We start from the raw sequence: 22,017 nt of genomic DNA on the forward strand, positions 1-22,017 counted from the left end.
AGGCGGTCCGCTGGGCATAGCGGACCGCCTTTGTCTTGCTTGCTCGTCACGTCAAATTCCAGGCCTGCCGATGTGATCGATCGTGGGCGGAACGGGACCTGCGGCGAAATCGTTGTCAGAGGCGGCGGAGCGCCAAGCCAGGCGCTGCGGTTTCCTGAACAGGAGAGCGCCCATGATATCCGAGATCCAGGTCCACACCATCGCGCGCCAGATGCTGGAAAAACATGGTTTCGCTGCGATTGCGAAGGCCGCCGAGCAGGCCCAGGCCTGTGAGGGCCGCGGCGAGGCCGATGAGGCCAAGGAGTGGCGTCACATCGAGGACGCCATGAAGATCATCCGCGGCCCGCACCAGAGCTGATCCGCGGCCAGCGCGCTCAGCGCTCACCGCGGTCGGCGCCCGGCTGCGTAGTGCGATTTTGTGTCTGCGGCTGGGGACGCTCGCCTGTCTCTTTGCAAGGGAGCGGTTCCCACGAGCCGTCGGGCGCCTGCTGGTAGGCACTACAGGATGACGAGGTGGATTTTTCCTCGCCTTTCTGGGCATCGGAATTCCTCGCCAGGGCGGGCGCGGTCAGCACCATGGCGGCCGCAAATGCGCCGGCGAAAACGATATGGATACTCCGCATGTGGGCTCTCCCGTTCGAATTCGAAGAGGCCGCATGGTGTCGAGGATTATGACGATAGTTAGCCGCCGCGACGGTTGCGCCGCAGCGTGCTTAACGCGGCGAGAGAGCGCCTAGCCGCCCTTGCTGCGGATCAGGCCGGCGAGGTTGGTCTTCTGGGCCTCGCACCAGCCCGGCATGCCGAGGCGGCGCTGGTCCATGTCGGTCGCCTGCGTCGCGACCGCGACCTCGGCCATCAAATCGTCGTCCTGCTTCTCGCCCATCTTGCCGCCGGTGTGCATCCAGGCAATCGCCTTGCGCACCTTCTCGGTGGTGCCGTCCGGCAGCTGCATCTGCTGCGCCTTCTGCACGAGGTCCTGATAGACGAGATCGGTGTTCGGACATTCCACCTTGGCGGCGAAGGCCTGCAAGACCATCGTCACATAGGTCGAGCGTGCACGGTCCGCCCCTTGGGCCGGCGCGGCGAGCAGTAACAGACCTGCAATCAGGAAACCGGTGCGCATCCTTGATATCTCCTCCGTTTTTTTGGGAGGCTAGCGTCCGGCAAGCCACTCCGCAATGGTGCCGGGACGTATTTGTCGCTCCCCGGTGCGGTGCGCTATCGTCACCCCGTCCTGGCCAAGGAGAGCGACATGAGCCTGTTGAGCACGCCGTTCGACCCCGCACGCGACACGGCCCTCGTCACCGGCGCAGGCAACGGCATCGGCCGCGCGATTGCGCAGGCGCTGGTCGGCGAGGGCGTTCGGACCGTGTTCGCCGATGTGAGCCTGGAACGGGTGAGCGCGGCGATCAGCGCGAGCGGCAGGCCTGAACTGGCGGTGCCGTGGGTCGGCGATCTCGCCAGGTCAGACGCTTGCGATGCCCTGCTGGCCGCCGCTGAGGCGCTCGGCGAGGTCTCGCATTTTGTGCACAGCGCATCGCCGCCGCGGCGGGAGGCCGATCATGCGCTCGCGGTCGACCGCAAGACCTGGCAGGAGATGCATGCCGTCAATCTCGATGCCGGATTCCATCTGGCGCGCGGGCTGGCAAAACGGCTGATCGCGGCGAAACGGCCCGGCTCGTTCCTGTTTCTCACCTCGCTGCACGCGGGCACGCCGCGCAACCTGCCGCATTATTCGACGGCGAAGGCGGGGATGGCGATGCTGGTAAAGGAGCTCGCGAAGACGCTCGGGCGTCACGGCATCCGCGTCAACGCGCTGGTGCCCGGCGCGATCGCGGCGGGCGGGTTCGTTGCCGATGCCTCGCTGGCGAAGCACATTCCGCTCGGGCGTCTCGGCGAGGCGAAGGACCTCGCGCCGATGGCGCTTGCGGTGCTGTCGAACAAGCTCTCGGGTTACGTCACCGGCGCAGCCTTCGTCGTCGACGGCGGATTGTCGCTGACGAACTGGTTCGAGCCGCCGGAGCTGGACGATTAAGGCCCCGTTCCGATGACTCGGAACGACGCTTTTGAGTCCCGGTTCGACGCGCTTTTACGCGAACCGGTTTCCAAATCGCTCGAAACGCCGTGGCCTAGCGTCGCCATGCCGGTACGGGATCGAGCGGCGTGCGATAGACCTCGTTGTGATCGCGATCGGTGACGCGCACCGCGCAACCCTTCCGTTGCAGCTCCGGCTTCACCTGCGACAGCTCGGTAGCCAATTGAACGGCGCGATCGGAAGCGACCTCGATGTCTTCGAGGATGATTCCACCCTGGTTCTTGAACTCTTCACCAACCACGAGATCGAAGGAATAGTAGGGCATTCGATTTCCCCGGTGTGACGACGTGAGCTTCAGTGGAAGTCTCAACACATCCCGGATGATACCACTGAGTCGATATTTTCGAATGAACAGGTCGCGCAATCTCTGTGCTTATGGCGCAGAAATCATGTGCAGCATTTGTGTGCGTTAAGATTTTATTAAATATGTCGACGTGATCATAAGGCATGGAATTGCAGCAGAACCGGGCTCCGGGAACCGGCAGCTGCAAGAGAAGGCCGGCGGCATAAATCCCGACGGCCTTTTCTCTTGACGGAAGACGATCGAAATATCGGTCTCCGTAATTGCCCGGACTCAACGCGTCGCATCGACTCGGACAGCTTGGGCGACGTCGCGACAGCGACGCTGCGCTCACGCTTGGTCTAGCGCAGCGGCATCGGCGGACGCACGACAGGTCCGTCGTCATCGGCAACTGCTTGCGTCGTGGCGACCGGGGCTGCTGTCGGCGCGACCGCGGCAGCCTGCGAAGGTGCAGGCGGCGCGGGCGAATAGGCCGGCATGTAGGTTTGCGACGCGACCGGCTTCGGCTTGCGAACCGGAGGCGCCGGAGATCGCGGCGGGAGCGTGGACACGCGCGCGCGCGGATCGACCGGCTTGGCCTCAGCCACCGGCTTTGGCGCGGGCGGTTTCGCCATCTCGCGCGCCATCTGCTCCTGCCCGGCCTTCAGCTCGGCGATGTTGGCCTTGAGCGCTTCGATCTGCTGCGCCATCGCTGCGAGATCGCGCGTCATCGATTGGACCGACTGCGCGGGATCGGGCTGTGTTGCGACAGGTGCGGCTGCTGCAACCTGAACCGGAGGCGGCGTCGCAGGTTGAGCAGCTTGATCCGCCGCTTGATCCGTTGCGACTGGCTCCGCGGGCGGCGCGGCCTGCGCAGCGGTGACCGGCGCGGCGGTCACCGGTGCCGCCGTTCGCGATGTCGAAGGCAACAGCGAAGTCAACGCAGTCAATGCAGGTGTCCATTCGGCGAGCATCTGCCTGGCCGTGTCGCCATGTTTCTCCCAGGCGACAGTGGCGGCCGCGCTTCCGCCCGCAAACAAGATCATGACGAACGCGCCGCGCAGCCATTTGCCGGCGGAGGATCGCTTCTGCCGGCGACCATCGCTGGCGGCGACGCGCACGGCGGTGTCGACCGAGGGCGCTGCCGTCTGCGGCTCCAGGACGGGACTGAATTTCGGCTCCGGATTGATGGTGCGCTCCGGCGCGAACTTCGGATCTATTTTCGGCTCTGGACGGGTTGCGATCTCAGGGGCCAACGCGGGCGCACCACTGATGGGGCGCGAAGCCAGCACCATGTCGGGTGAAATCTCAACGGCGTCGTGCGGATCGTTGTCCTTGACCGTGTCCTTCACGATCTCATCGACGATTTGCCTAGAGTTCAGCGTCGCGAGCATCGCAGCTCCTTTGAAGTCCGAGTGTTTAAAGTATGGGCGTCCGCATTGGCGCGAGCCGATCTGTCGAGGTGAACCCATCCCAAATCCGATGAGTCCGCACGATGAGCCACGAGTCCAGCCGGGTTTGACCAAAGCAAGGCGAGGGGATGGAGACTGTGCGACGGTTCTTCGCCGTTTGTGGTGATGGAACCATGCCAGTCGAACACGGGCACGTGTTCCGCATTGCCTTGTTTTCAGCACGATTTGGGCAGCATCTGGCGTCGCTGGGAGCGCAACTATCCGCTATCGGGGGGCCGGTGGTGCCAAAATCTCTAATCGTATTGTTCGTCATGGCCATGCTTCCGCTCGCCGGCTGCATGCAGACGACGCTTTCTCCATCGACGGATGCGAGCATGACGCCGCGCGACCGGCAGTTGCTTGCGCACACGCCCTACGCGCAGGCGAACGTGCCGGAGCAATATCTCCGTCATATCGTCGACTACCCGCGCAAGGAGCAGCCGGGCACGATCCTGGTCGATACCGATGCGCGCTATCTCTATTTCGTGCTGCCCGAAGGCAAGGCGATCCGCTACGGCGTCGCGGTCGGAGAGGAAGCCATGGCCTTCTCCGGCGTCGCGCGCGTCGGTCGTCTGGCGGAATGGCCCGACTGGGTTCCGACAGCGGAGATCCAGGCGCGGCTCGGACCATATCCGGCGCGCGTCGCCGGTGGCCCCGCCAATCCGCTGGGCGCGCGCGGCATCTATCTCTACCTCGGCAACAAGGACACGCTCTACCGTATCCACGGCACCAACCAGCCGGAATATATCGGGCAGGCGATCTCGTCCGGCTGTATCCGGATGCGCAACGAGGACGTGATCGATCTGTTCGACCGGGTGAAGCTGAATGCGACGGTGGTGGTGCTGCCGCCCGGGCAGAACGCGCGGGTCGCCGCGGGGTCTAGCTGGCGCGGGTAAGCGCGGTGCGATCGGTCATTCCACTGCTCACGAGGCTTTCGTCGTGGGCAGGGTTGCCGGTTGAGACCTAGTTCTCAGGCCGGGCGACGCGCCATTGCAGCGTCGTGGCATTGCCGTTGGCATCGCCTGGCGCCTTGTCGGCCGGCGAGGTGTAGAGCGGACGATAGCGGTACGCCCACATTTTGCTGCCGTCGTTGCGGCTGATCACGGTGAAGTCGCCGATGGCCTTGGCGTCGACCGTTGCGGGCAGCGGTACCCAGCTCTCGGCGCACTTGCCGTTGCAGTTCGACGTCTTGCCGGTGGTGTCGCGCTCGTAAGTGTAGAGCGTCATGCCCTTGAGGTCGACGAGCGTGGGGCCCTGCTTGGTCAGGATCACCTTTGCTGGTGCGGTCGTGGCCTCGGGCTTCGGCGGAGCAGGGTCGCCGCCGCCATGGCCGTTGGCAAGCGCAGGACCGGCCGAGAGCGCGATGGCCGTCGCCGCAATGAGGAACCTGAACATCCGAAACTCCCGAGCGGCAAAGTAAATCGCGCGTTAAACGCCGAATGTTGCCGACCCTAGCAGCCGAAGGTTAGTTCCAGGTTTCGCGGCACTGCGACAATTACGGATGGAAATACGGGGTTCATGCCTCCAGCTCGCGCAGCGGGGCGCGGCTGAGCTCATTGCCGGCGGCAATGGCCTTGCGCAGCAGCCGCATCAGCTCTTCACTTTCCTTCGCGCTGAGACCGCGCAGCATGACGCGCTGGGCGGACTCCACGGCCGGAGTGATCTTGCGCAGCGTGCGTCGGCCCTCGTCGGTGATTTCGAGCTCGCGGGCGCGGCGGTCGCGGCTGGAGGCGCGGCGCTCGGCAAGGCCTTTCTGGACGAGGCGGTCGATGACCCCGGTGATGGTGGTGCGGTCGTAGGCAATCAATCCTGCGAGCGTCACCTGGTCGAGCCCCGGATTGGCCTTGATGGTCGCAAGGGCTGCGTATTGCACCGGCGTCAGGTCGAAGCCGGCTTCGCCGACCTCGGCCAGAAACACCGCCACCGCGATCTGCTGGAACCGGCGCGCCAGGTGCCCGGGCATGTCGTTGTTGTCTTTCACCGAATTCTCCGTTGCGGCAGGGAATGCGCAGATCGTTGACAAGTATACTGATAGTCAGCATACTGAGCAATATCGAAGAAGACGTTGACGGGAGAGGTGCTCATGCAATTCCATCTCAATGGATTTCAGCCGGGCGATCCTGAAATCGCCGATCCCGCCGATCGCATTCAGGCTTCGGGCGCATCCGGGGCCGTGCCTGAAGAGGTCGATGTCCTCATCGTCGGCTGCGGCCCAGCGGGCCTGACGCTCGCGGCCCAGCTTGCGCAATTCGGCGACATCAAGACCTGCATCGTCGAGCAGAAGCCGGGCCGTTTGCTGGTCGGGCAGGCCGACGGCATCGCCTGCCGCACCATGGAGATGTTCCACGCCTATGGGTTTAGCGCGCGCGTGCTGAAGGAAGCCTATTGGGTTAACGAGACCACGTTCTGGAAGCCGGACGAACGGAAGCCCGAGACGATCGTCCGCAGCGGGCGTGTGCAGGATGTCGAGGACGGGCTGTCTGAATTCCCGCATGTCATCCTCAACCAGGCGCGCATCCATGACGGCTTTCTCGATGTCATGCGCAAATCGCCGGCCAAGCTCGAACCGCATTACAACCGGCGCCTGCTCGACCTCGAGGTCGATCCGGCGGCAGGTCCCGCCGACCATGCCGTGACGGCGCGGCTCGAGCGCGGCGATGGCGCAAACGAGGGCAAGATCGAGACGATCAAGGCGCGCTATGTCGTCGGCTGCGACGGCGCGCGCAGCACGGTGCGCAAGTCGATCGGCCGCGAGCTGCATGGCGATTCCGCCAACCACGCCTGGGGCGTGATGGACGTGCTGGCGGTGACCGATTTTCCCGACATCCGCTTCAAGGCCCTGATCCAGTCGGCGAAGGACGGCAGCCTGCTGATCATTCCGCGCGAGGGCGGCTACATGGTCCGCCTTTATGTCGAGCTCGCAAAACTCGATGTCGGCGAGCGCGTCGCCAATCGCAACATCACCGCCGATGACGTGATTGCGAAAGCGCAGCGGATCCTGAAGCCGCATACGCTTGACGTGAAGGAGATCGCCTGGTGGTCGGTCTACGAGATCGGCCAGCGCCTGACCGACAAGTTCGACGACGTGCCGGAGGCCGAGATCGCGAGCCGCCTGCCGCGCATCTTTATTGCCGGCGATGCCTGCCACACCCACAGCCCGAAGGCGGGGCAGGGCATGAACGTCTCGATGCAGGACGCTTTCAATCTCGGCTGGAAGCTCGCCGCCGTCCTCCGGGGGCAGTGTGCACCGGGCCTCTTGCATTCCTATTCGGCCGAGCGCCAGGCGGTGGCGAAGGAGCTGATCGATTTCGACCGCGAATGGGCGGGCATTCTCGCCTCCGCCGCCAAGGCCGGTGGCGCCGATGCGGCGAAGACGCAGGATTATTTTGTGAGGCACGGGCGCTACACCGCGGGCACGGCGACGCATTACCGCTCTTCGCTTCTCACGGGCGCGACATCACACCAGCATCTTGCCGAAGGCCTCGTCATCGGCACGCGCTTCCATTCCGCGCCGGTTATTCGGCTCGGGGATGCCAAGCCTGTCCATCTCGGCCACGCATCGCAGGCTGATGGCCGCTTCCGCATCTACGCGTTCTCGCCCGCGGAGGATCCCGCCGCCGCGGGATCGGCGATCCGCGCGCTGTGTGATTTTCTCGCAGAGGCCCGTGAATCGCCGGCCCGTCGCCATACGCCCGCTGGAGCCGACATCGACAGCGTGATCGACCTGCGTGCCGTCTTCCAGCAGGATCATCGCGCGCTCGCCGTGGAGGCGATGCCGGCGCTGCTGCTGCCGCGCAAGGGGCGACACGGCTTGATCGACTACGAGAAGATGTTCTGTCCGGACCTCAAGAGCGGCCAGGACGTTTTCACCATGCGCGGTATCGATCGGAGGGCTGGCTGCATCGTCGTGGTGCGCCCCGACCAATATGTCGCGCAGGTTCTTCCGATCGACGCTTTTTCTGCGCTCGCGGCGTACTTCGACGCGTTCATGCTGCAAGCGAGCTGGCGCTTAAACAGCCCTGGCGTTGCCAACGGAAGCCCGGTCCTCGCGCCGGGCTTTCCGTTTGGTTCGAGTCAGGTTCCCGGCTTGTCCAATTTAAGAAAGTTCTTCGCGGGCAGATTTCATCGATCGTAATATGTGTACTCAAAGCTGTAAGCATCCACTCGGGGCAGCGGGGCAACGGGAGGATGACGATGAGACAGAGCCAGGCGGAGACGCGCCGCCAAAATGTCGCGAAGCGGTCGATGACCAAGGAGGCCAAACAGCTGTCCAGCCTGATCGCCGGGCTGCGCAAATCCCTCGACGGGATTCACAAGGAGCGGACGAGCACGAAGCTCACCGGTGCCGAGATGGGCATGCTCGACGAGCGCCGCAACAACCTGTTGCTGACCATCGCAGCGTTGGACGACCGTCTCTCGGCGGTGCAGGGGCTGATCGATCTCGGGCGTCCCCATATCATCCGCGTCCACTGAGCGGATCGCAATATCCTAACGGTTCCGTCGCGGCGGCGATGGACCCGGGCCCGGTGGCCGGCTCCGCAGGGCATAAGGGTTGGCGTAGCACTGGGCGGACTGCCCGGAAGCAGTCGCGGCGCACTGCGCGATCGACGTGAAACTGCAATCGATGCTGCTGCCGTCGATGGTGTAGATCTCGATGCAGACGGGATAGCGCGGATCGTAGGTCTGCGCCCGCGCAGGTGCGGTGGCAAGCAGCGCCACGCCAGGCAAGCCAGCGACAAGCAGAATCGCATTTTTGATGCTGCGCACGATCAATCTCCGTCGCTCAGTTGGAACCAGGGCACAATGCTGCCGTCGATGGCACCAAATTGCCACGCTCCCGGCGAATTGCCGCCAAAGCCCGCTGCCACGAGGGAGCGGGTGCAGAGCGACGCAAGGGGATGCGCATTGGCCTATAAAATGGTCGCAGAACGCGACAATGAGAAGTGCAGTTTTGCCCGCGAGAGCCGGTTGCTCATCGTGGCGAAGGCAAAAGTATGGGCGAGCGAGGGATGGAAGGTCGTCATCACCGACCCGGACGGCAAGGCCTACACTCCGCCCGAATTCGATCAGCTGTTGGCGGCGTGACCGCGCGACGGGGCCGATTCTTCTTTTGACGCGTTTTCTTTACGCGAACCGGAATCCACTTCGCTCGAAAACGCTCTAGGGGGCGACATTGATTTCGCTGTTTCGACCGGGGCGCGACGTGATCGCGCCCCTGGTGAATCTCGCAGCCGCGGCGCTGACGGTGACGGTCGCGTCCGCGCAAAATCTCGATGCCGGCAAGCCGGCCGCAAAGCTCTTCGCGGACGGCTGCGCGACCTGCCATCGCAGCCCGCGGGGATTGGCGAAAGGGCGCTTCAGCCTGACGCTCGCCTGGTTCCTGAAGGACCATTACGTAACCAGCCCCGACTCCGCCAAGGCGCTCGCCGCCTATCTGGTGTCCGTCGACGAACCGCCGCCGCGCGCGGCGGCCAAGTCCGGTGCAAAGCCGGCCAAATCCGCGCCGCGTCCGCCCAAGGCAGTGCAGAGCCAATAGCTGTCGTTCCGGTTATCCGCGCCGATAGGTCTGTGCGATCAGGCGGTCGTGCACGGCACGCAACTCCGCGCCCATGCGCGTCTGTCCCGTCGTGATGTAGGACAGCCAGGCGCCGTCGGCGGCGAGGCGCACGACGTGGAGTTCGGGCGCCGCGTCGGTCGTACGGTGACGCTTCAGGCGCGCCTTCATCCAGTCGTTCCAGAGCCGGCGCAGGGACGGATCTGTGACCACGACCATGCTCAGCGCCGCCCAGGGCGTCGCAAAGCCGAAGGCCTTGCCGGTGAAGACCGCATTGACATAGGCCCGCGTAAAGCTGCCGCGCGGCTTCGGGTCGGCTTCGATAGCGGCGTCGATCTCGGCATCGACGCGGCCGAGGAGATCGGCGAACAGGCCCTCGATCAGCGCCTGCTTGCTGCCGAAATGATGGAACAGCCCGCCTTTGGTGACGCCGGCCGCCGCCGCCACCGCCTGCACCGTGATCCCCGATACGCCGTGATCCATGGCGATCGCCGCGGCATGGTCGAGCAGGGCGCGCCGGACCTGCTCGGGCTGCTTGGCGCGGGTGTAGGCGCTGGCCGGCATCAATGCGCCGTCGTCTGCGAGAACAGGTTGATGACCACGACCCCTGACACGATCAGCCCGATGCCGACGAAGGCTGCGGCGTCCAGCATCTGGCGGAACAGCACGAAGGAGACGGTCGCGGTCAGGATGATGCCGACGCCGCCCCAGATCGCGTAGGCGATGCTGAGCGGAATGACCCGGATCGCCACCGACAGCGCGTAGAACGAGGCGACGTAGAACAGCACCATGGCCAGCGTCGGCCATGGCCGCGTGAACTGCGCGGACTGCTGCAGGAAGGCGGACGCGGTCACCTCGAAGACGATGGCGAGGGCAAGCGCGGCGTAGGCATTGAAGGCGGAGGTCATGGCGAGCTCAGATGTGGCGCGCGAAAGATACCGCGCGGTAGGTATGTTTAGCACGCGGAACATGGCTTTTGGCGGGTGGAGGTATCACGTGTGAGTGACGAGCCTGCGACAGGCCGGAGCCTGTTGGCCGCGGTTTGCCGGAGTTTCGGCTGTTTCGCCGAAAAGACGAAGCCGCCGCGCGACAGATCGCACGACGGCTCAGAGTGTCGATTTTATGCAACGTCAGCTGATCCGCACGGAGAGCTCGACGTCTTCGGCGAAGGGCGTGGACATGTAGCCGCTTGCGGGCCTGCGTACGCGCGCGAGATAGCCGGGGCTGTCGTCGGCATTGTCGGCGACGATGATCGCGCCCGGCTTGAGATGGCCTTCGACCAGATCCAGGATCTCCGGGTAGAGCGCCTTGGCGCCGTCGAGCAGCACGAGGTCGATCGTGTCGGGCAGATCGGCGCTGAGCGTCTTCAGCGCGTCGCCCTCGCGGATTTCGACGAGATCGATCAGCCCGCCGGCCGAGAGATTGTCCCGCGCCCGCGCCGCCTTGGACGGCTCGAACTCGCTGGTGATGAGGCGGCCGCCGCCATTGTCGCGCAAGCCTGCGGCGAGATGCAGGGTCGAGATGCCGAACGAGGTGCCGAACTCGACGATCGCCTTGGCGCGCGAACTGCGCGCCAGCATGTAGAGCAGGTGACCCGTCTCGCGCGAGACCGCGAGCGGTGCGTCCTTCAAGCGTCCGTAGAGGTCGCGGTAATCGATCTTGCTTTGCATCATCCGCGCCCGGTCCGCGGCGGACAAATCGGCGACGGCGGCATGCGTTGCGCCCCTGGCTGCTTCGGCCTCGTCAAACAGGCGATCCAGCAGCGGCGCAAGCGTTGTGATGGTCGGGGTGGTCATTTGATGTCTCCGAAGTTCGCGAAGAAGCGCGTGCTTGCGCAGGGATTGAAATACGACTAATTCGTCGCATTTCCTATTCGCATTGCCCGAGCACGCCATGGCCGATCGCCGAAGCCGTTCAATTTCCTCGCGAAAACAGCCGCAACAGGCCCGATCGAGCGGGCTGGTGGCCGCGATTCTGGATGCCGCTGTTCAGGTCCTGGCCAAGGAGGGAGCGCAGCGTTTCACCACGGCGCGGGTCGCGGAGCGGGCCGGTGTGAGCGTCGGATCGCTCTACCAATATTTTCCGAACAAGGCGGCGATCCTGTTCCGCCTCCAGAGCGACGAGTGGCGGCGCACGAGCGAGCTGTTGCGCGGGATCCTCGCGGATGCGGCGAAGCCGCCACCGGCGCGGCTGCGCGCGCTGGTCCATGCCTTCATTCGTTCTGAGTGCGAGGAGGCCGCGATCCGCGTCGCGCTCAGTGACGCTGCACCGCTGTATCGCGACGCGCCCGAGGCGCAGGACGCCCGGGCAGCCGGCGAGGGAATCGTCGCCGCGTTCATGCGGGAGACGCTGCCCAAAGCCACGGATGCGACGCGTATCCTCGCCGGCGAGCTGATCACGGCGACGCTGAGCGAGGTCGGCAAGAGTTTTTCGGAAGAGACGCGGAGCGAGACGGAGATCGCAGTCTATGCCGATGCCATGGCCGACATGTTCTGCGCCTATCTTGCGACGCTGGCGCGGCGCTGAGGCATTGCTGACATCGGCGTTTGCGGGCCGATTATTCTTCAGATTTTGCCGGGTCATGGGTTAGCCTTCGCTCGCCGTCCCCTATTCGAGCCATCGAGCGCCGCGCCATGCATCTGCTTCGTCCCCAGTTTCGCATCGAGGAGCAGCGCGCGCTGGAATTTGCCGGGCAACGCGGCTTCGGCATGATCGTCGCGGCGGACGAGCACGGTCCGCGGGCCTCGCACGTGCCGTTCGTGCTGGACTGGCGCAACGGGCAGGTGATCGTGCAGATCCATTTCACCGCCAAGAATCCGCTCGTTGCGCTTGCGGACGGCACGCGGCGCTTCCTGCTGATCGTTGCCGGCGACGACGCCTACATCTCCAACGACTGGTACGCTTCGCGCGACAATGTCTCGACCTGGCTCTACGAGGCCGTGCACCTGTCGGGCGTGGCGCATCTGCGCGAACTGGACGAGAACCGCGGGCATGGCGATGCGCTGCTTGCGGTGTCCGAGGCGCGGTTGCCGAAGCAGCCCTGGGACCTCGCGCAAATGGAGCCGGGCAAGCGCGAGAGCATGCTGGCCGCGATCCGGGTCGTCGATCTCGTGGTCGACACGGTCGAGGGACAGGCCAAGCTCAATCAGCAGAAGAGCGATGCGGACCATGTCGCGGTCGCCGACCAGCTGGCGCGGTCGGAGGAGACGGGGTACCGGCGGCTGGCGCGGAAGATGCAGGCGCTGCGGCCGGGGCTGGGGTATGAGATGCTCTAAACTTGTAGCCCGGATGGAGCGCAGCGTAATCCGGGATTCATGCCGCGATCTGAGAACCCCGGATTGCGCATCGCTCCATCCGGGCTACGCGAGCCGTTCCTGCTACGCTTGCTTCGCTCAGCATTTGATCTTACGGACCTCTGCATGCTCGTCATCTCCATTCAAAGCCAAGTGGTCCACGGCCATGTCGGCAACAGCGCGGCGGCCTTTGCCATGCAGGCGGAGGGCGTGAACGTCGCGGCGGTGCCGACGACGCTGCTGTCGAACCATCCGCGTTATCCGACGTTGCGCGGGCGGGTGCTGGAGACCGAGCTCGTCGCCGATCTCCTCAAAGGCGTCGAGGAGCGCGACCTCGTCGACGAGGCTGCGGTGCTGGTCACCGGCTATCTCGGCTCCCCCGGCAATGCGGCGGTGATCGCCGACTTTGTCGAGCGGGCGCTGACGCGGAATTCGAAACTGGTCTATCTCTGCGATCCCGTGATCGGCGATGACGGCCGCGTCTATGTCGCCGATGGCATTCTGGACGTGGTGCAGCACCGGCTGCTGCCGGCCGCCAACCTGACCACGCCGAACCAGTTCGAGCTCGAGCTGCTGTCGGGCGTCACGATCGCGGACACTCAGAGCCTGCGCACGGCCTGCGCGGCGCTGGCGGGGCAACGTCGCATCGATGTCGTCGCTACCGGCTGCACGCTCGCTGACACGGCAGAAGGGCAGGTGGAGACGATCCTGTGCGCCGACGGCCAGCTGTCGCGCTTTGCGACGCCGCGGTTGCCGATCCGCCCCTCAGGCACCGGCGATCTCCTTACCGGCCTGATTGCGGCGCATCTGGCCAAGGGCAAGGCGATGCAGGCGGCCGTACGGCTCGCGGTCGAAACCATCTTTGCGGTGCTCGTGCGCACGCAAGACGCAGGCACCGCCGAGATGCGCCTCGTACCGCTGCCGATCCCCGGGCGGAAGCCGTAACAGGGTCAGGTCGCGCGCTTGCCGGCCGATTGCGCCGACTTCTGCGGCTTAGCCAAACTCTTCTGCTCGCGCGCGGCGTGTGTCTTTCGCAGCTTTGCGTGGGCCGCGGCCCGCATCACCTTCTTGGACCTCACGTTGGTCGCTTCCTTGCGGTCTCCCGTGCCACGCTTCGAGATGTATTCCTGGCCGTCGACCGGGCCGACATGCGGCGGATCGCGGCCGAGATAGGGCCGGCCAATGCCGAATGCCTTGCCGTTGGCGTCGACCCACTTCCACAGGATTTCGGTCGAGACCCAGCGCTGCGCGCGGTTGTTGCCCTGGGTGCTGACGATGTCGGCCGCCATGCCGTGGCCGTAGCCACCGCGCGTGCTGCCGCCATGATAGGAGCGGTCGGACGCGGCCTTCAGGCCGCTCGCGATCGACTGGCGGTAGTCGTCGCGGAACGCGCTGGTGATGCCCGGCGACAGGCCGGCGGCCTCGGCTGCGAGCAGCATGCGAAACAGCTTTCGCTTGAAGCTCTTGTCCATGCCGCCGATGACGTAATCCATCATCGGCATGCTGGCGCGCTCGGCCGCTTTCGGATCCTTCCAGCCAAAATCCTGATCGACCAGCTTTGTGAAGCTGCGCATCACCGTGACCATCTTGCCCCTGCGCTTGATGGTGACGGGGCGGCGATCCTCGACCTTGATCGAATCCTCCTTCGCGGTGCGCTGATAGAGCGTCCACAGATAGCGGTCGATGCAGGCGTCCATGACAAAGCACTCATCGAGCACGGCGACGGTATCGGCCGGCGGCGACGGCATGCTCGCGGCAGGCGCTGGGCCGGTCGCGATCGCCGCGGGCGACAACGCATCTGTCGTTACAATCTCGGTGGGATCGGCGGATGCGAGTTTGATCGCAGGCTCCGGCGCCGGTGCGGCTTCTGCCGGTGCAGCCTCGCTGAGGATGGGCGGCGGGGGTTCAGGTGATATCTGTAGTGCCGGCGGCGCCTCCGCCGGCAAGATCAGGGCCGGATCGGCCGAGGCGAGCTTGATGACGGCGGCGGGCATCTCGGCTGTTGCGGCCTCGGGGGCCGGATCCGGATTCGGCGTTGCAGCGACAGCGGCCGCGATATCGGCGGTCAGGGCGATGCCATCCTCGATGGCCGCAGCATGCGGGACGTCGGCGAGCTCGAGCCGACCAAGATCCTTCGCGCGCGACACGGCGGAAGCATTGGCGCTGCTTTTCTCGATGAGGGCCGGAGCGTAGGCGGACAGGGAGAGCGCCAGCCAGCCGGCGAGAACGGCCGAGGGGCACGAGACCGCCACCAGAAGAGACCGCCGATCATTCATGATCCCTGCCTCCAAACGGTTCTGTTCGAACCAATCTTGCACAGCCAGGCACGCGACGCGTCAATTGTTCGGAGGATGGTGTGGCGGCGCAATGGCGCAAATGGGCGAAATGGGTCTTTTCGGGCGGGTGTTGCCGAGGTGCAACGCGAATTCCCTGCGGTTTCAGGGGGGCAAGTGGCTGAAAAGCGGCAGCCATTCATTGTCATCAAATTGAAGGGGTTGAATTTACTCAATCTTGGATTGCGGCTTGGTATCTCTCCCGTGCCGGCAACGTGCGGTAGAATTGGAAGGATGCGAGTTGTGAAATTGAAATGCCTGTTGACCGAATTTGCCGCCGATGAATCCGGCGCCACCGCGATCGAATACGGTCTGATTGCAGCCGGTATCGCGCTGGCGATCATCGAGATCATCTATGCGCTCGGCACCAATCTCGTCGCAAAGCTGCAATCGCTGGCGACGGCGTTGAAATAAGCCGCGTGGACGCGGGGCATGTGCTCGGTGCCTGACCGCCGCCCATAAAAGTGTCATGTCGCGTCTGGCGGGGCTTCGACCAAGCGCTTGTGCGCATTAAACATATTGCCATGCAGCGGGCGCGCTGTTGCAATGCAACAGGGCATGTCGCAATGCAGCAAAACGCGCTTAAATGTGCTCCGAACCTTCCACTCAGGAGCATCACGAATGAACAAGAAGACTCTGTCGATCGCCGCCGCCATCCTGACGATCGCGGGCAGCACTGCGGCTTTCGCCGCCGAGCTGCCGACCTATGAGGCCAACGGTTTCCCGGTCTCCCCCCTGCAGGTGCGCGTGCTCGGTGCAGCTCATGTCGAGCAGCAGGCAACCGTGCCGACCACGGTCGCTTCGGTCCACCAGGCCCGCGTGCTGACGCCGCGCAAGGTCAAGACCGCGGACGTCACGACGGGCACGGCCCGCTGATCTCAATCGCTTGAAGACATGAAACAGGCTCGTCTCCTCCCGAGCCTGCATGGACCGCGTTCCCTTTCAGGAGCGCGGTCTTTTTTTGAGAAGCGAGCCACGTTCTGGCGCGGCCGTGCGCGGGTTGAGAAAGTTGGGGCAAGAAAAACCGCCGTCGCACGCCGATTGTGGACGGCCGTTCAAGACGCGTGTGATCTCTTTAATAGTTGCTTTGCAGATCGCGGCGCCTGATGCGGGCGCCGCTTAGTGGCGGCCAAAAACCGTTTTCATAATGGAGCCGTCATGCCCGTTGCGCAAAAAGCCGTTATTGCCACCACCTCGCCGCGCGCGTTTATTCTCAGACATATTGCATTGTTCGCAGCCGCCGCGCTGTTCGTGTTCGTGCTGAGCCTGACCTATGGACTCGATCTCAGCCCCGGATTTTTCTGAGCGAACTTGCGCAGCTCGATTCGGGCTACGCATGCTTCGATGAGCGCAGACTGGACGGCGATCTGCCATAGAGCTCGGCGAACGCGGCGTTGAATCTGCGCAGGCTGCCGAAGCCGGCCTGGAACGCGATGTCGGTCATGGTGTGTTCGCCGCCATCGAGCAGGCGTTTTGCGCGCTGGACGCGCAGCGTCTTGGCAAGCTGCTGCGGCGTCGCGCCGACATGCCGCTCGAACAAGCGCGCCAGGTGACGCGAGGAGATGCCGAGCCGCATCGCAAGCGTCACCACCGAATCTTCATCGAGCGCGCCCTCGTTGATCAGCTTCACCGCGCGCGCGACCGTCGAACGCGTGCCGTTCCAGGCCGGGCAGAACGGCGCGGTTTCGGGGCGGCAGCGCAGGCAGGGCCGGAAGCCAGAGGCTTCGGCCGCGGCCGCCGTCGGGTAATAGACGACGTTGCGCGTCAGCGGCTGCTTGGCCGGGCAGACCGGGCGGCAATAGATGCCCGTGGTCTTCACCGCGGTGAAGAAGCGGCCGTCATAACGGGGATCCCTGCGCAGGCGCGCGGCGTTGCAGTCGTCAAAACTCAGCATGGCCGGATGATAGCGCATGCCCGCGCGGGCGGAAGGGCCGCGGGATGACCGAGTCCGATTGTGGCGAGCCGCAACGCGCATGGCGGCCTAGAAGGCGGCCCTCGATGCAAGCCCCCTCAATGCCAGTTCTGGAGCGCGCCGTGACCAGCCCGAAAGACATCGTTCTCAACGCCTGGAAGACCTTTTCGTCGCGCGATGCCGGCCGCATCGCCGCACTGTTCACCGACGATGCCGAATGGATCGCGCCGAAGGGCAACGCCACCGCCGTCGCGCTCGATCACACCGATCACATGGTGGGCGCGCAAGCGATCGCGCGCTTCATCGCGCAGGAGATGCACAGGATGTTTTCCGAGGTCGATATCGCCTTCCGCGGCGTCTACGCCGACGGCGATGTCGTGATCGTGGAGGAGCGGATGCGTGCCACGCTTGCGGGCGGCAAGCCCTACGAGAACGACTATTGTTTCGTGTTCACGGTGGCCGGGGACCGCATTCGCGAGGTGCGGGAATACATGGACACGCGCAAGGGATGGCGGATGGTGTTCGGCGAGGCGGCCTGACGATTGGACACGCTCCATCCGGGCTACGGAATCTCGCCGCGTGCCAGACCTGCAACGGCGTGGGTTGAGGCGGCTCACGCGCTGACATAAGGCTTTCCCATGGATCAGCGAACGAGCGGCGCTGACGCTCTCATTCAGAAGAACGATGCGGCGCCGGCGTTGCTCGGCGTCGTCTGCGGCCTGTCGGCTGCGCTGTTCTGGGCGCTGGGCTTTGCCGGCACGCGGCACGGCCTCAGGGTCGGTTTCACCCCGGTCGATCTGCTCGTGCATCGCTATGTCTGGTCGGGCATCGCGTTCTTGCCGCTGGTCGCGCGCGCCGGCATCGGTGATCTCTGCGGCATCGGCTGGGGCAGGGGCCTCGTGCTGATGGTGCTCGGCGGTCCCGTGATGTCGCTGATCTCCTACACCGGATTCCTGTTCGTGCCGCTCGGCCACGGCAGCGTGATCCAGCCTTCCTGCGCGACGCTCGGCGGCCTCCTGCTCGCGGCGGTCGTGCTGAAGGAGCACATCTCCGCGTCGCGCCTTGCCGGCGCCCTGGTTATCGTCGGCGGCCTCTGCGTGATCGGCGCGGAATCGATCGGCCATATCGGAGCCGACGGCGTGCTCGGCGATCTGACCTTCGTGCTCACCGGATTCATGTTCGCCGGTTTTGGCGCGCTGCTGCGGCACTGGCGCGTCTCCGCCGTGTCGGCCGCGCTCGTCATCAACGTGCTGTCGCTGCTGCTGTTGCCGATCTATCTCGCCACCGTCGGTCTCGCCCATGTCGCGGCGATCGGTGTGACCGAGAATGCCATTCAGGCGCTGGCGCAGGGCGTGCTCGCCGGCCCCGCCGCGCTTTATCTGTTCGCCGTCTCGGTCCAGCGCCTCGGCGTCGCCCGCGCCGCCGTGATCCCGGCCTGCGTGCCGGCGCTGACGCTCCTGGTCGGCTGGCTGCTGCTCGGCGAGCCGCCGACGATGTTGCAGGTGGCGGGCCTGGTCACGGTGCTGTGCGGGTTCTATCTGGCGCAGCGGCAGCGGTGATCGCATAGCGCGACCGGAGGTGCGGCAACATTCCGGATTATGCGTCCGCTCCATCCGGGCTACGCTGCCCGTCATGACCATCCTGCTCAACATCGACGTTCCTGACGCAGCGCAAGCGACCACCTTCTACACCGCCGCCTTCGGCCTCACGGTCGGCCGCCGCTTCGGCACCGACTTCGTCGAGCTGCTGGGCTGGCCCGTGCCGCTGTATCTTCTGACCAAGCAGGCCGGCACACCGGGCGCGGGCAGCGACCGCCGCCGCTACGAGCGGCACTGGACGCCGCTGCATATCGACGTCGTCGTCGATGACGTCGATGCCGCCGTCGCGCGCGCACTTGCCGCCGGCGCGATCCTCGAGGCGCCCGCGCGCGATGCGTCCTATGGCCGGATCGCGATGCTGGCCGATCCGTTCGGGCACGGGTTTTGTCTGCTGGCGTTCAGCGCGAAGGGGTATGACGCGCTGCTGGAGGAATAGCTCGAGCGGACGCGGGCGGCTTAAGCCTTCTTCACGAACTCCGATTTCAAATTCATCGCGCCGATGCCGTCGATCTTGCAGGCGATGTTGTGGCCGTCGGTGGCGTCCTGGAGGCGGATGTTCCTGACCTTGGTGCCGCCCTTGACGACCGACGACGACCCCTTGACCTTGAGGTCCTTCATCACGATGACGCTGTCGCCATCGACGAGCGCATTACCATGCACATCGCGCACCCCGGCCTCCTGCGGAGCCGGCGCGGCCGCATCGCCCCCAGCGCGCCATTCATGGGCGCATTCCGGACAGACCCAGAGATCGCGGTCCTGATAGGCGTGCTCGGACTGGCAGTTCGGGCATTTCATCGGTTCGGTCATTGCTTGCCTCGTCACCCCCTAGAGCCTTTGCTCCAGGTTTTTGTTTTGGCGCGTTTTCTTTACGAAAACCGGTATCCACTTCGCTCGAAAACGCTCTCACGGGCGCGCCGCACGCATTCCGCCGGAAAAGATGGATTGGGAGCAAATCCTTTACCATGGCGTCCGGTCCCGGTTGAAGTGCCGGAGCCTTAGGAGTTCGGGAAAAATTCCGCGGTATCCATGTCCTGATCATACGGATGCGTCGGCTACGCCGTTCGACGCTGCCGCAAGCTTTGGGAGTCCAAGTCATGAGCGAGCATCGTGCCGCTGCCAGACATCAGACGTTGCGAACCGGGATTGTCGAGTTCGACAACGGCACCGGCAGCCTCGTCAGCGTGCCCTGCACGATCCGCGATGTCTCCGGCACCGGCGCCCGCCTGCAGCTCAACTCGTCGCTATGGGTCGCCGAGCAGTTCACGCTGGTCTTCAGCAGCGGACTGCGCAAGGACTGCCGGGTCGCCTGGCGCAAGGGCAGACTGATCGGCACCGCCTTCGCCGACGGTTATGCAAGCCCGGACGAACAGGCCGTCATGATGACCGCGGACGAGCAGTCCCGGCACCGGCTCGGGATCGGTGCGCGCGTCAGAGCGGCGCGCGAGACCCGCGGCTACACCGAAGTCCAGCTCGCCGAGCGCATCGGCGTCACGCCCGCCTTTCTGGCGCTGGCCGAGAGTGGCGAGGCCGACATTCCGCTCTACCAGCTGATGCACATTGCCGATTTGCTGATGGTCGGCCTCGACGGGCTCGTCGCAGGTCCGCCGCCTGAGGACGTCGACGCGGCGTAGGGGCACACCTCGCGGAGCTGTCCGCCAACAAAAATGTCGAAAACAACCCCATGCACCGTAGAAAATACGCGTGATTTCAGGGATCTGCGAGACCGGACATTGCGGAGATCCTGGTCGTCGCTTGCCCGAGGCTGATTTCGGCGATCCCGAATAAAATTTGACTCGTCGGGCAAAACAGGGGCACTATGGCATGGTGGCGCCGGTGCGACGGACCGGTGCGTCGCCGGGGCCGCGGGGCGACATGCCGAAAAACCTGAAAAGCGAAGCGACAAGAAAACCGCAAAGAAAACTGAAGACCTACCAGACCTCGCTCGGCTTCTACGACCAGGCGGTCGCCGCACCCTCGATGAAGGCGGCGCTGGAGGCCTGGGGCGCCAGCTCCAACCTCTTCCATCAGGGCGCCGCGAAGGAGACCGACGACCCCGACATCGTCGCGGCGACCATGGCGAGCCCCGGCGTCGTGCTCAGGCGCCCGGTCGGCTCCGGCGGCCCGTTCACCGAGAGCGCCGCGCTGCCGACCGATCTCGCCGACGATGAGGCCAAGCCAAAATCCAAATCCGAGTCCAAATCCAAATCCGAGTCGAAGCAACGTCCGGCCAAGGGCGCAACAAGACAGTCACGCAAGATTGACGATCAAGACGCGCGCAAAGCCGCCGCGGCGTTCGAGAAGGAAGAGCGGCGGCGAGACGCCGAGCGCCGCAAGGAAGAGGCCGCCATCGCCAAGGAGCGCGATAAGCAGCGCGCGCGCCGCGACAAGTTGGTTGCCGCAGCCCAGGCGGCGTTGGACAATGCGAGGCGGGAGCACGACGCGAAGGCGGAGGTGATCGAAGCCGAGCGGGCCGCGCTCGACGAACGCGCCGAGGCCGAGCAGGGCCGGTGGGACAAGCAAAGGAAAAAGCTGGAGGAGGCTCTGCGCCGCGCGCGCACGTAGCGCGAGCGAATTTAGCTTGCCTTGCCTTGCGTCCTTTTGCACTCTTCCAGGGAAGGAGACCAACGCATGAAGATCATCACCGCCGCGTGTGCGCTCGGAACGGCCCTGGTGCTGTGCAACCTCGGGATATCAGGCGCTGAAGCCCGGACGCGGAAGGCCCAGGTGGTTCGCGAACCACAGCAGAGGCTTATCGTCACCGCGCCCGTGCTCAGGCCAACGCCGTGGGATTACTACATTGTTCCACGATATCGTTATCGCCCTGAGGACGACCGGGTCGATCCGAACGGCCCGCCCTATGTGTCGTCATGGGTCCGCTATGAGGGATGGCGGTGGCCGTACTGGTGGTAGAGGAATAGATGCGTATGATGGGTAGAGCGACTTGTCCGCCGTAGCTCGAAGAGCGAAGGCGGAAGCTAAACCCATCAATGGCCGTCATGGAATGATGGGTTTCGCAAGCGCTCTACCCATCCTGCGGACTGGTAGTGAAGGCCATCGACGGACGCGGAGCGGAATAGACGAGAAGCGAAGCCCATCGATAGCTGTCGCGGCACGATGGGTTTCGCAGGCGCTCCACCCATCCTGCGCGCTGCTCCTCGAGGCATCCCCGAGACGTGCTATGCTCCTGGGCGGGAGGAATCAGCATGAGAGTCCCTACCGCGATACTCGCCCTGCTTCTTTCAAGCCCGGCCGCCGCCCAGGAGTGCCAGACATGCTCAATGGCCGACGCCTGCATGAAGGAGTACTCTAAGGCGACGTTGGAGGCCCAAAGGGCCACGAAGCAAGCAATCCGGGACTGGAAGCAGAATCTGGACCGAAAGGCCTCCGCCGAACTGTCCAGCAGGGGCATACTCGCATTGCAGGACGCGATGGAGGCGCAGGTTCGTTCCGAGCTGGAGCGGCTGAAGGAGTGCCTGGCGAAGATCAGGTAGGGCGCAAGCG

At 64.8% G+C, this 22,017-nt stretch carries 33 protein-coding genes; 20 read left to right on the top strand and 13 right to left on the bottom strand.

Features of this window, described 5'->3' with window-relative positions:
- The first annotated feature begins 172 nt into the window (after positions 1-172).
- The gene (locus tag IVB46_RS39970; protein ID WP_028161169.1) at positions 173-358 is read left to right on the top strand and encodes a hypothetical protein; all 186 of its coding nucleotides are present in this window, start codon (positions 173-175) and stop codon (positions 356-358) included.
- Positions 359-374: 16 nt separating this feature from the next.
- On the opposite strand, the gene IVB46_RS39975 is transcribed toward IVB46_RS39970, so the two are convergent.
- Both IVB46_RS39975 and IVB46_RS39980 read right to left on the bottom strand, forming a co-directional pair.
- Positions 375-623, bottom strand: a complete 249-nt coding sequence (locus IVB46_RS39975; protein WP_247310951.1) for a hypothetical protein — start codon at positions 621-623, stop codon at positions 375-377.
- 110 nt (positions 624-733) lie between these two features.
- A complete protein-coding gene (locus IVB46_RS39980) occupies positions 734-1,123 on the bottom strand; it encodes a hypothetical protein (protein ID WP_247310948.1) in 390 nt (129 codons plus the stop codon).
- Positions 1,124-1,252: 129 nt separating this feature from the next.
- Between IVB46_RS39980 and IVB46_RS39985 the strand changes: the two genes are divergently transcribed.
- A complete protein-coding gene (locus IVB46_RS39985) occupies positions 1,253-2,035 on the top strand; it encodes an SDR family oxidoreductase (protein ID WP_247310945.1) in 783 nt (260 codons plus the stop codon).
- A 94-nt stretch (positions 2,036-2,129) separates the two neighbouring features.
- Here IVB46_RS39985 and IVB46_RS39990 read toward each other — a convergent pair whose 3' ends face one another.
- Both IVB46_RS39990 and IVB46_RS39995 read right to left on the bottom strand, forming a co-directional pair.
- A complete protein-coding gene (locus tag IVB46_RS39990; RefSeq protein ID WP_027530842.1) occupies positions 2,130-2,360 on the bottom strand; it encodes a hypothetical protein in 231 nt (76 codons plus the stop codon).
- A 377-nt stretch (positions 2,361-2,737) separates the two neighbouring features.
- Positions 2,738-3,769, bottom strand: coding sequence for a hypothetical protein (locus IVB46_RS39995; RefSeq protein ID WP_247310943.1), 1,032 nt, complete (start codon positions 3,767-3,769; stop codon positions 2,738-2,740).
- A 335-nt stretch (positions 3,770-4,104) separates the two neighbouring features.
- On the opposite strand from IVB46_RS39995, the gene IVB46_RS40000 reads away from it, so the two are divergent.
- Entirely contained in the window at positions 4,105-4,722 is a 618-nt protein-coding gene (locus tag IVB46_RS40000) for a L,D-transpeptidase (protein WP_247311545.1), read from the top strand.
- Between the two features lie 67 nt (positions 4,723-4,789).
- Here IVB46_RS40000 and IVB46_RS40005 read toward each other — a convergent pair whose 3' ends face one another.
- Together IVB46_RS40005 and IVB46_RS40010 are read right to left on the bottom strand one after the other, a co-directional pair.
- Positions 4,790-5,221: a hypothetical protein gene (locus IVB46_RS40005; protein WP_247310940.1), complete on the bottom strand. Its 432-nt coding sequence runs from the start codon at positions 5,219-5,221 to the stop codon at positions 4,790-4,792.
- A 121-nt stretch (positions 5,222-5,342) separates the two neighbouring features.
- Positions 5,343-5,807, bottom strand: a complete 465-nt coding sequence (locus IVB46_RS40010; protein ID WP_071917490.1) for a MarR family winged helix-turn-helix transcriptional regulator — start codon at positions 5,805-5,807, stop codon at positions 5,343-5,345.
- Positions 5,808-5,909: 102 nt separating this feature from the next.
- Here IVB46_RS40010 and IVB46_RS40015 point away from each other — a divergent pair, with 102 nt between their 5' ends.
- Together IVB46_RS40015 and IVB46_RS40020 are read left to right on the top strand one after the other, a co-directional pair.
- Entirely contained in the window at positions 5,910-7,961 is a 2,052-nt protein-coding gene (locus IVB46_RS40015) for an FAD-binding monooxygenase (protein WP_247345358.1), read from the top strand.
- A gap of 110 nt (positions 7,962-8,071) precedes the next feature.
- On the top strand, positions 8,072-8,299 hold the full coding sequence (locus tag IVB46_RS40020) for a hypothetical protein (RefSeq protein ID WP_224580733.1): 228 nt from the start codon (positions 8,072-8,074) through the stop codon (positions 8,297-8,299).
- 15 nt (positions 8,300-8,314) lie between these two features.
- On the opposite strand, the gene IVB46_RS40025 is transcribed toward IVB46_RS40020, so the two are convergent.
- Positions 8,315-8,593 carry a DUF3551 domain-containing protein gene (locus IVB46_RS40025; protein WP_247310934.1) on the bottom strand — a complete coding sequence of 93 codons (279 nt, stop codon included), beginning with the start codon at positions 8,591-8,593 and terminating at the stop codon, positions 8,315-8,317.
- A gap of 36 nt (positions 8,594-8,629) precedes the next feature.
- Here IVB46_RS40025 and IVB46_RS40030 point away from each other — a divergent pair, with 36 nt between their 5' ends.
- The gene (locus tag IVB46_RS40030) at positions 8,630-8,911 is read left to right on the top strand and encodes a hypothetical protein (RefSeq protein ID WP_247310931.1); all 282 of its coding nucleotides are present in this window, start codon (positions 8,630-8,632) and stop codon (positions 8,909-8,911) included.
- A gap of 88 nt (positions 8,912-8,999) precedes the next feature.
- Entirely contained in the window at positions 9,000-9,362 is a 363-nt protein-coding gene (locus IVB46_RS40035; RefSeq protein ID WP_247345361.1) for a hypothetical protein, read from the top strand.
- Between the two features lie 12 nt (positions 9,363-9,374).
- On the opposite strand, the gene IVB46_RS40040 is transcribed toward IVB46_RS40035, so the two are convergent.
- The 3 genes from IVB46_RS40040 to IVB46_RS40050 all read right to left on the bottom strand — a co-directional run bounded on the left by IVB46_RS40040 (position 9,375) and on the right by IVB46_RS40050 (position 11,176).
- On the bottom strand, positions 9,375-9,944 hold the full coding sequence (locus IVB46_RS40040) for a TetR family transcriptional regulator (RefSeq protein ID WP_247310929.1): 570 nt from the start codon (positions 9,942-9,944) through the stop codon (positions 9,375-9,377).
- Positions 9,944-10,288 carry a multidrug efflux SMR transporter gene (locus tag IVB46_RS40045; protein WP_014495640.1) on the bottom strand — a complete coding sequence of 115 codons (345 nt, stop codon included), beginning with the start codon at positions 10,286-10,288 and terminating at the stop codon, positions 9,944-9,946. The genes IVB46_RS40040 and IVB46_RS40045 overlap by 1 nt, the downstream gene beginning before the upstream one ends.
- A 222-nt stretch (positions 10,289-10,510) precedes the next feature.
- Complete coding sequence (locus IVB46_RS40050) at positions 10,511-11,176, bottom strand: O-methyltransferase (protein ID WP_247310926.1); 666 nt, start codon at positions 11,174-11,176, stop codon at positions 10,511-10,513.
- A 97-nt stretch (positions 11,177-11,273) separates the two neighbouring features.
- Here IVB46_RS40050 and IVB46_RS40055 point away from each other — a divergent pair, with 97 nt between their 5' ends.
- The 3 genes from IVB46_RS40055 to pdxY all read left to right on the top strand — a co-directional run bounded on the left by IVB46_RS40055 (position 11,274) and on the right by pdxY (position 13,618).
- Positions 11,274-11,906 carry a TetR family transcriptional regulator gene (locus tag IVB46_RS40055; protein ID WP_247310923.1) on the top strand — a complete coding sequence of 211 codons (633 nt, stop codon included), beginning with the start codon at positions 11,274-11,276 and terminating at the stop codon, positions 11,904-11,906.
- 107 nt (positions 11,907-12,013) lie between these two features.
- Entirely contained in the window at positions 12,014-12,655 is a 642-nt protein-coding gene (locus IVB46_RS40060) for an FMN-binding negative transcriptional regulator (protein ID WP_247310920.1), read from the top strand.
- A gap of 144 nt (positions 12,656-12,799) precedes the next feature.
- Positions 12,800-13,618, top strand: coding sequence for a pyridoxal kinase (gene pdxY, locus IVB46_RS40065; protein WP_247310916.1), 819 nt, complete (start codon positions 12,800-12,802; stop codon positions 13,616-13,618).
- Between the two features lie 5 nt (positions 13,619-13,623).
- Here pdxY and IVB46_RS40070 read toward each other — a convergent pair whose 3' ends face one another.
- Entirely contained in the window at positions 13,624-14,949 is a 1,326-nt protein-coding gene (locus IVB46_RS40070; protein WP_247310913.1) for a hypothetical protein, read from the bottom strand.
- A 306-nt stretch (positions 14,950-15,255) separates the two neighbouring features.
- Between IVB46_RS40070 and IVB46_RS40075 the strand changes: the two genes are divergently transcribed.
- From IVB46_RS40075 to IVB46_RS40085, 3 genes are all read left to right on the top strand, one after another.
- Positions 15,256-15,420: a Flp family type IVb pilin gene (locus IVB46_RS40075; protein WP_028169565.1), complete on the top strand. Its 165-nt coding sequence runs from the start codon at positions 15,256-15,258 to the stop codon at positions 15,418-15,420.
- Between the two features lie 207 nt (positions 15,421-15,627).
- Positions 15,628-15,882: a hypothetical protein gene (locus IVB46_RS40080; protein WP_028161188.1), complete on the top strand. Its 255-nt coding sequence runs from the start codon at positions 15,628-15,630 to the stop codon at positions 15,880-15,882.
- 282 nt (positions 15,883-16,164) lie between these two features.
- A complete protein-coding gene (locus IVB46_RS40085; protein ID WP_166096368.1) occupies positions 16,165-16,311 on the top strand; it encodes a hypothetical protein in 147 nt (48 codons plus the stop codon).
- Positions 16,312-16,336: 25 nt separating this feature from the next.
- Here the strand turns inward: IVB46_RS40085 and IVB46_RS40090 are convergent, their stop codons facing one another.
- Complete coding sequence (locus IVB46_RS40090; RefSeq protein ID WP_207794726.1) at positions 16,337-16,918, bottom strand: Ada metal-binding domain-containing protein; 582 nt, start codon at positions 16,916-16,918, stop codon at positions 16,337-16,339.
- Between the two features lie 122 nt (positions 16,919-17,040).
- Between IVB46_RS40090 and IVB46_RS40095 the strand changes: the two genes are divergently transcribed.
- From IVB46_RS40095 to IVB46_RS40105, 3 genes are all read left to right on the top strand, one after another.
- The gene (locus IVB46_RS40095) at positions 17,041-17,457 is read left to right on the top strand and encodes a nuclear transport factor 2 family protein (RefSeq protein ID WP_247310910.1); all 417 of its coding nucleotides are present in this window, start codon (positions 17,041-17,043) and stop codon (positions 17,455-17,457) included.
- 99 nt (positions 17,458-17,556) lie between these two features.
- On the top strand, positions 17,557-18,477 hold the full coding sequence (locus IVB46_RS40100; RefSeq protein ID WP_247310907.1) for a DMT family transporter: 921 nt from the start codon (positions 17,557-17,559) through the stop codon (positions 18,475-18,477).
- Positions 18,478-18,550: 73 nt separating this feature from the next.
- A complete protein-coding gene (locus IVB46_RS40105) occupies positions 18,551-18,952 on the top strand; it encodes a VOC family protein (protein ID WP_247310905.1) in 402 nt (133 codons plus the stop codon).
- A 20-nt stretch (positions 18,953-18,972) separates the two neighbouring features.
- On the opposite strand, the gene IVB46_RS40110 is transcribed toward IVB46_RS40105, so the two are convergent.
- Complete coding sequence (locus IVB46_RS40110; protein WP_247310903.1) at positions 18,973-19,323, bottom strand: zinc ribbon domain-containing protein YjdM; 351 nt, start codon at positions 19,321-19,323, stop codon at positions 18,973-18,975.
- A gap of 287 nt (positions 19,324-19,610) precedes the next feature.
- Here IVB46_RS40110 and IVB46_RS40115 point away from each other — a divergent pair, with 287 nt between their 5' ends.
- The 4 genes from IVB46_RS40115 (at position 19,611) to IVB46_RS40130 (ending at position 22,007) form a co-directional block, all read left to right on the top strand.
- On the top strand, positions 19,611-20,147 hold the full coding sequence (locus tag IVB46_RS40115) for a helix-turn-helix domain-containing protein (protein ID WP_247310899.1): 537 nt from the start codon (positions 19,611-19,613) through the stop codon (positions 20,145-20,147).
- A 241-nt stretch (positions 20,148-20,388) separates the two neighbouring features.
- On the top strand, positions 20,389-21,078 hold the full coding sequence (locus tag IVB46_RS40120; RefSeq protein WP_247310896.1) for a cell envelope biogenesis protein TolA: 690 nt from the start codon (positions 20,389-20,391) through the stop codon (positions 21,076-21,078).
- 66 nt (positions 21,079-21,144) lie between these two features.
- Positions 21,145-21,426, top strand: a complete 282-nt coding sequence (locus tag IVB46_RS40125) for a hypothetical protein (protein ID WP_071914421.1) — start codon at positions 21,145-21,147, stop codon at positions 21,424-21,426.
- Between the two features lie 293 nt (positions 21,427-21,719).
- Positions 21,720-22,007 carry a hypothetical protein gene (locus tag IVB46_RS40130; RefSeq protein WP_063983572.1) on the top strand — a complete coding sequence of 96 codons (288 nt, stop codon included), beginning with the start codon at positions 21,720-21,722 and terminating at the stop codon, positions 22,005-22,007.
- Positions 22,008-22,017 lie beyond the last annotated feature (10 nt).

Source organism: Bradyrhizobium sp. 61, from assembly GCF_023073075.1.
In the GTDB taxonomy this organism is placed as follows: Bacteria; Pseudomonadota; Alphaproteobacteria; order Rhizobiales; family Xanthobacteraceae; genus Bradyrhizobium; species Bradyrhizobium barranii.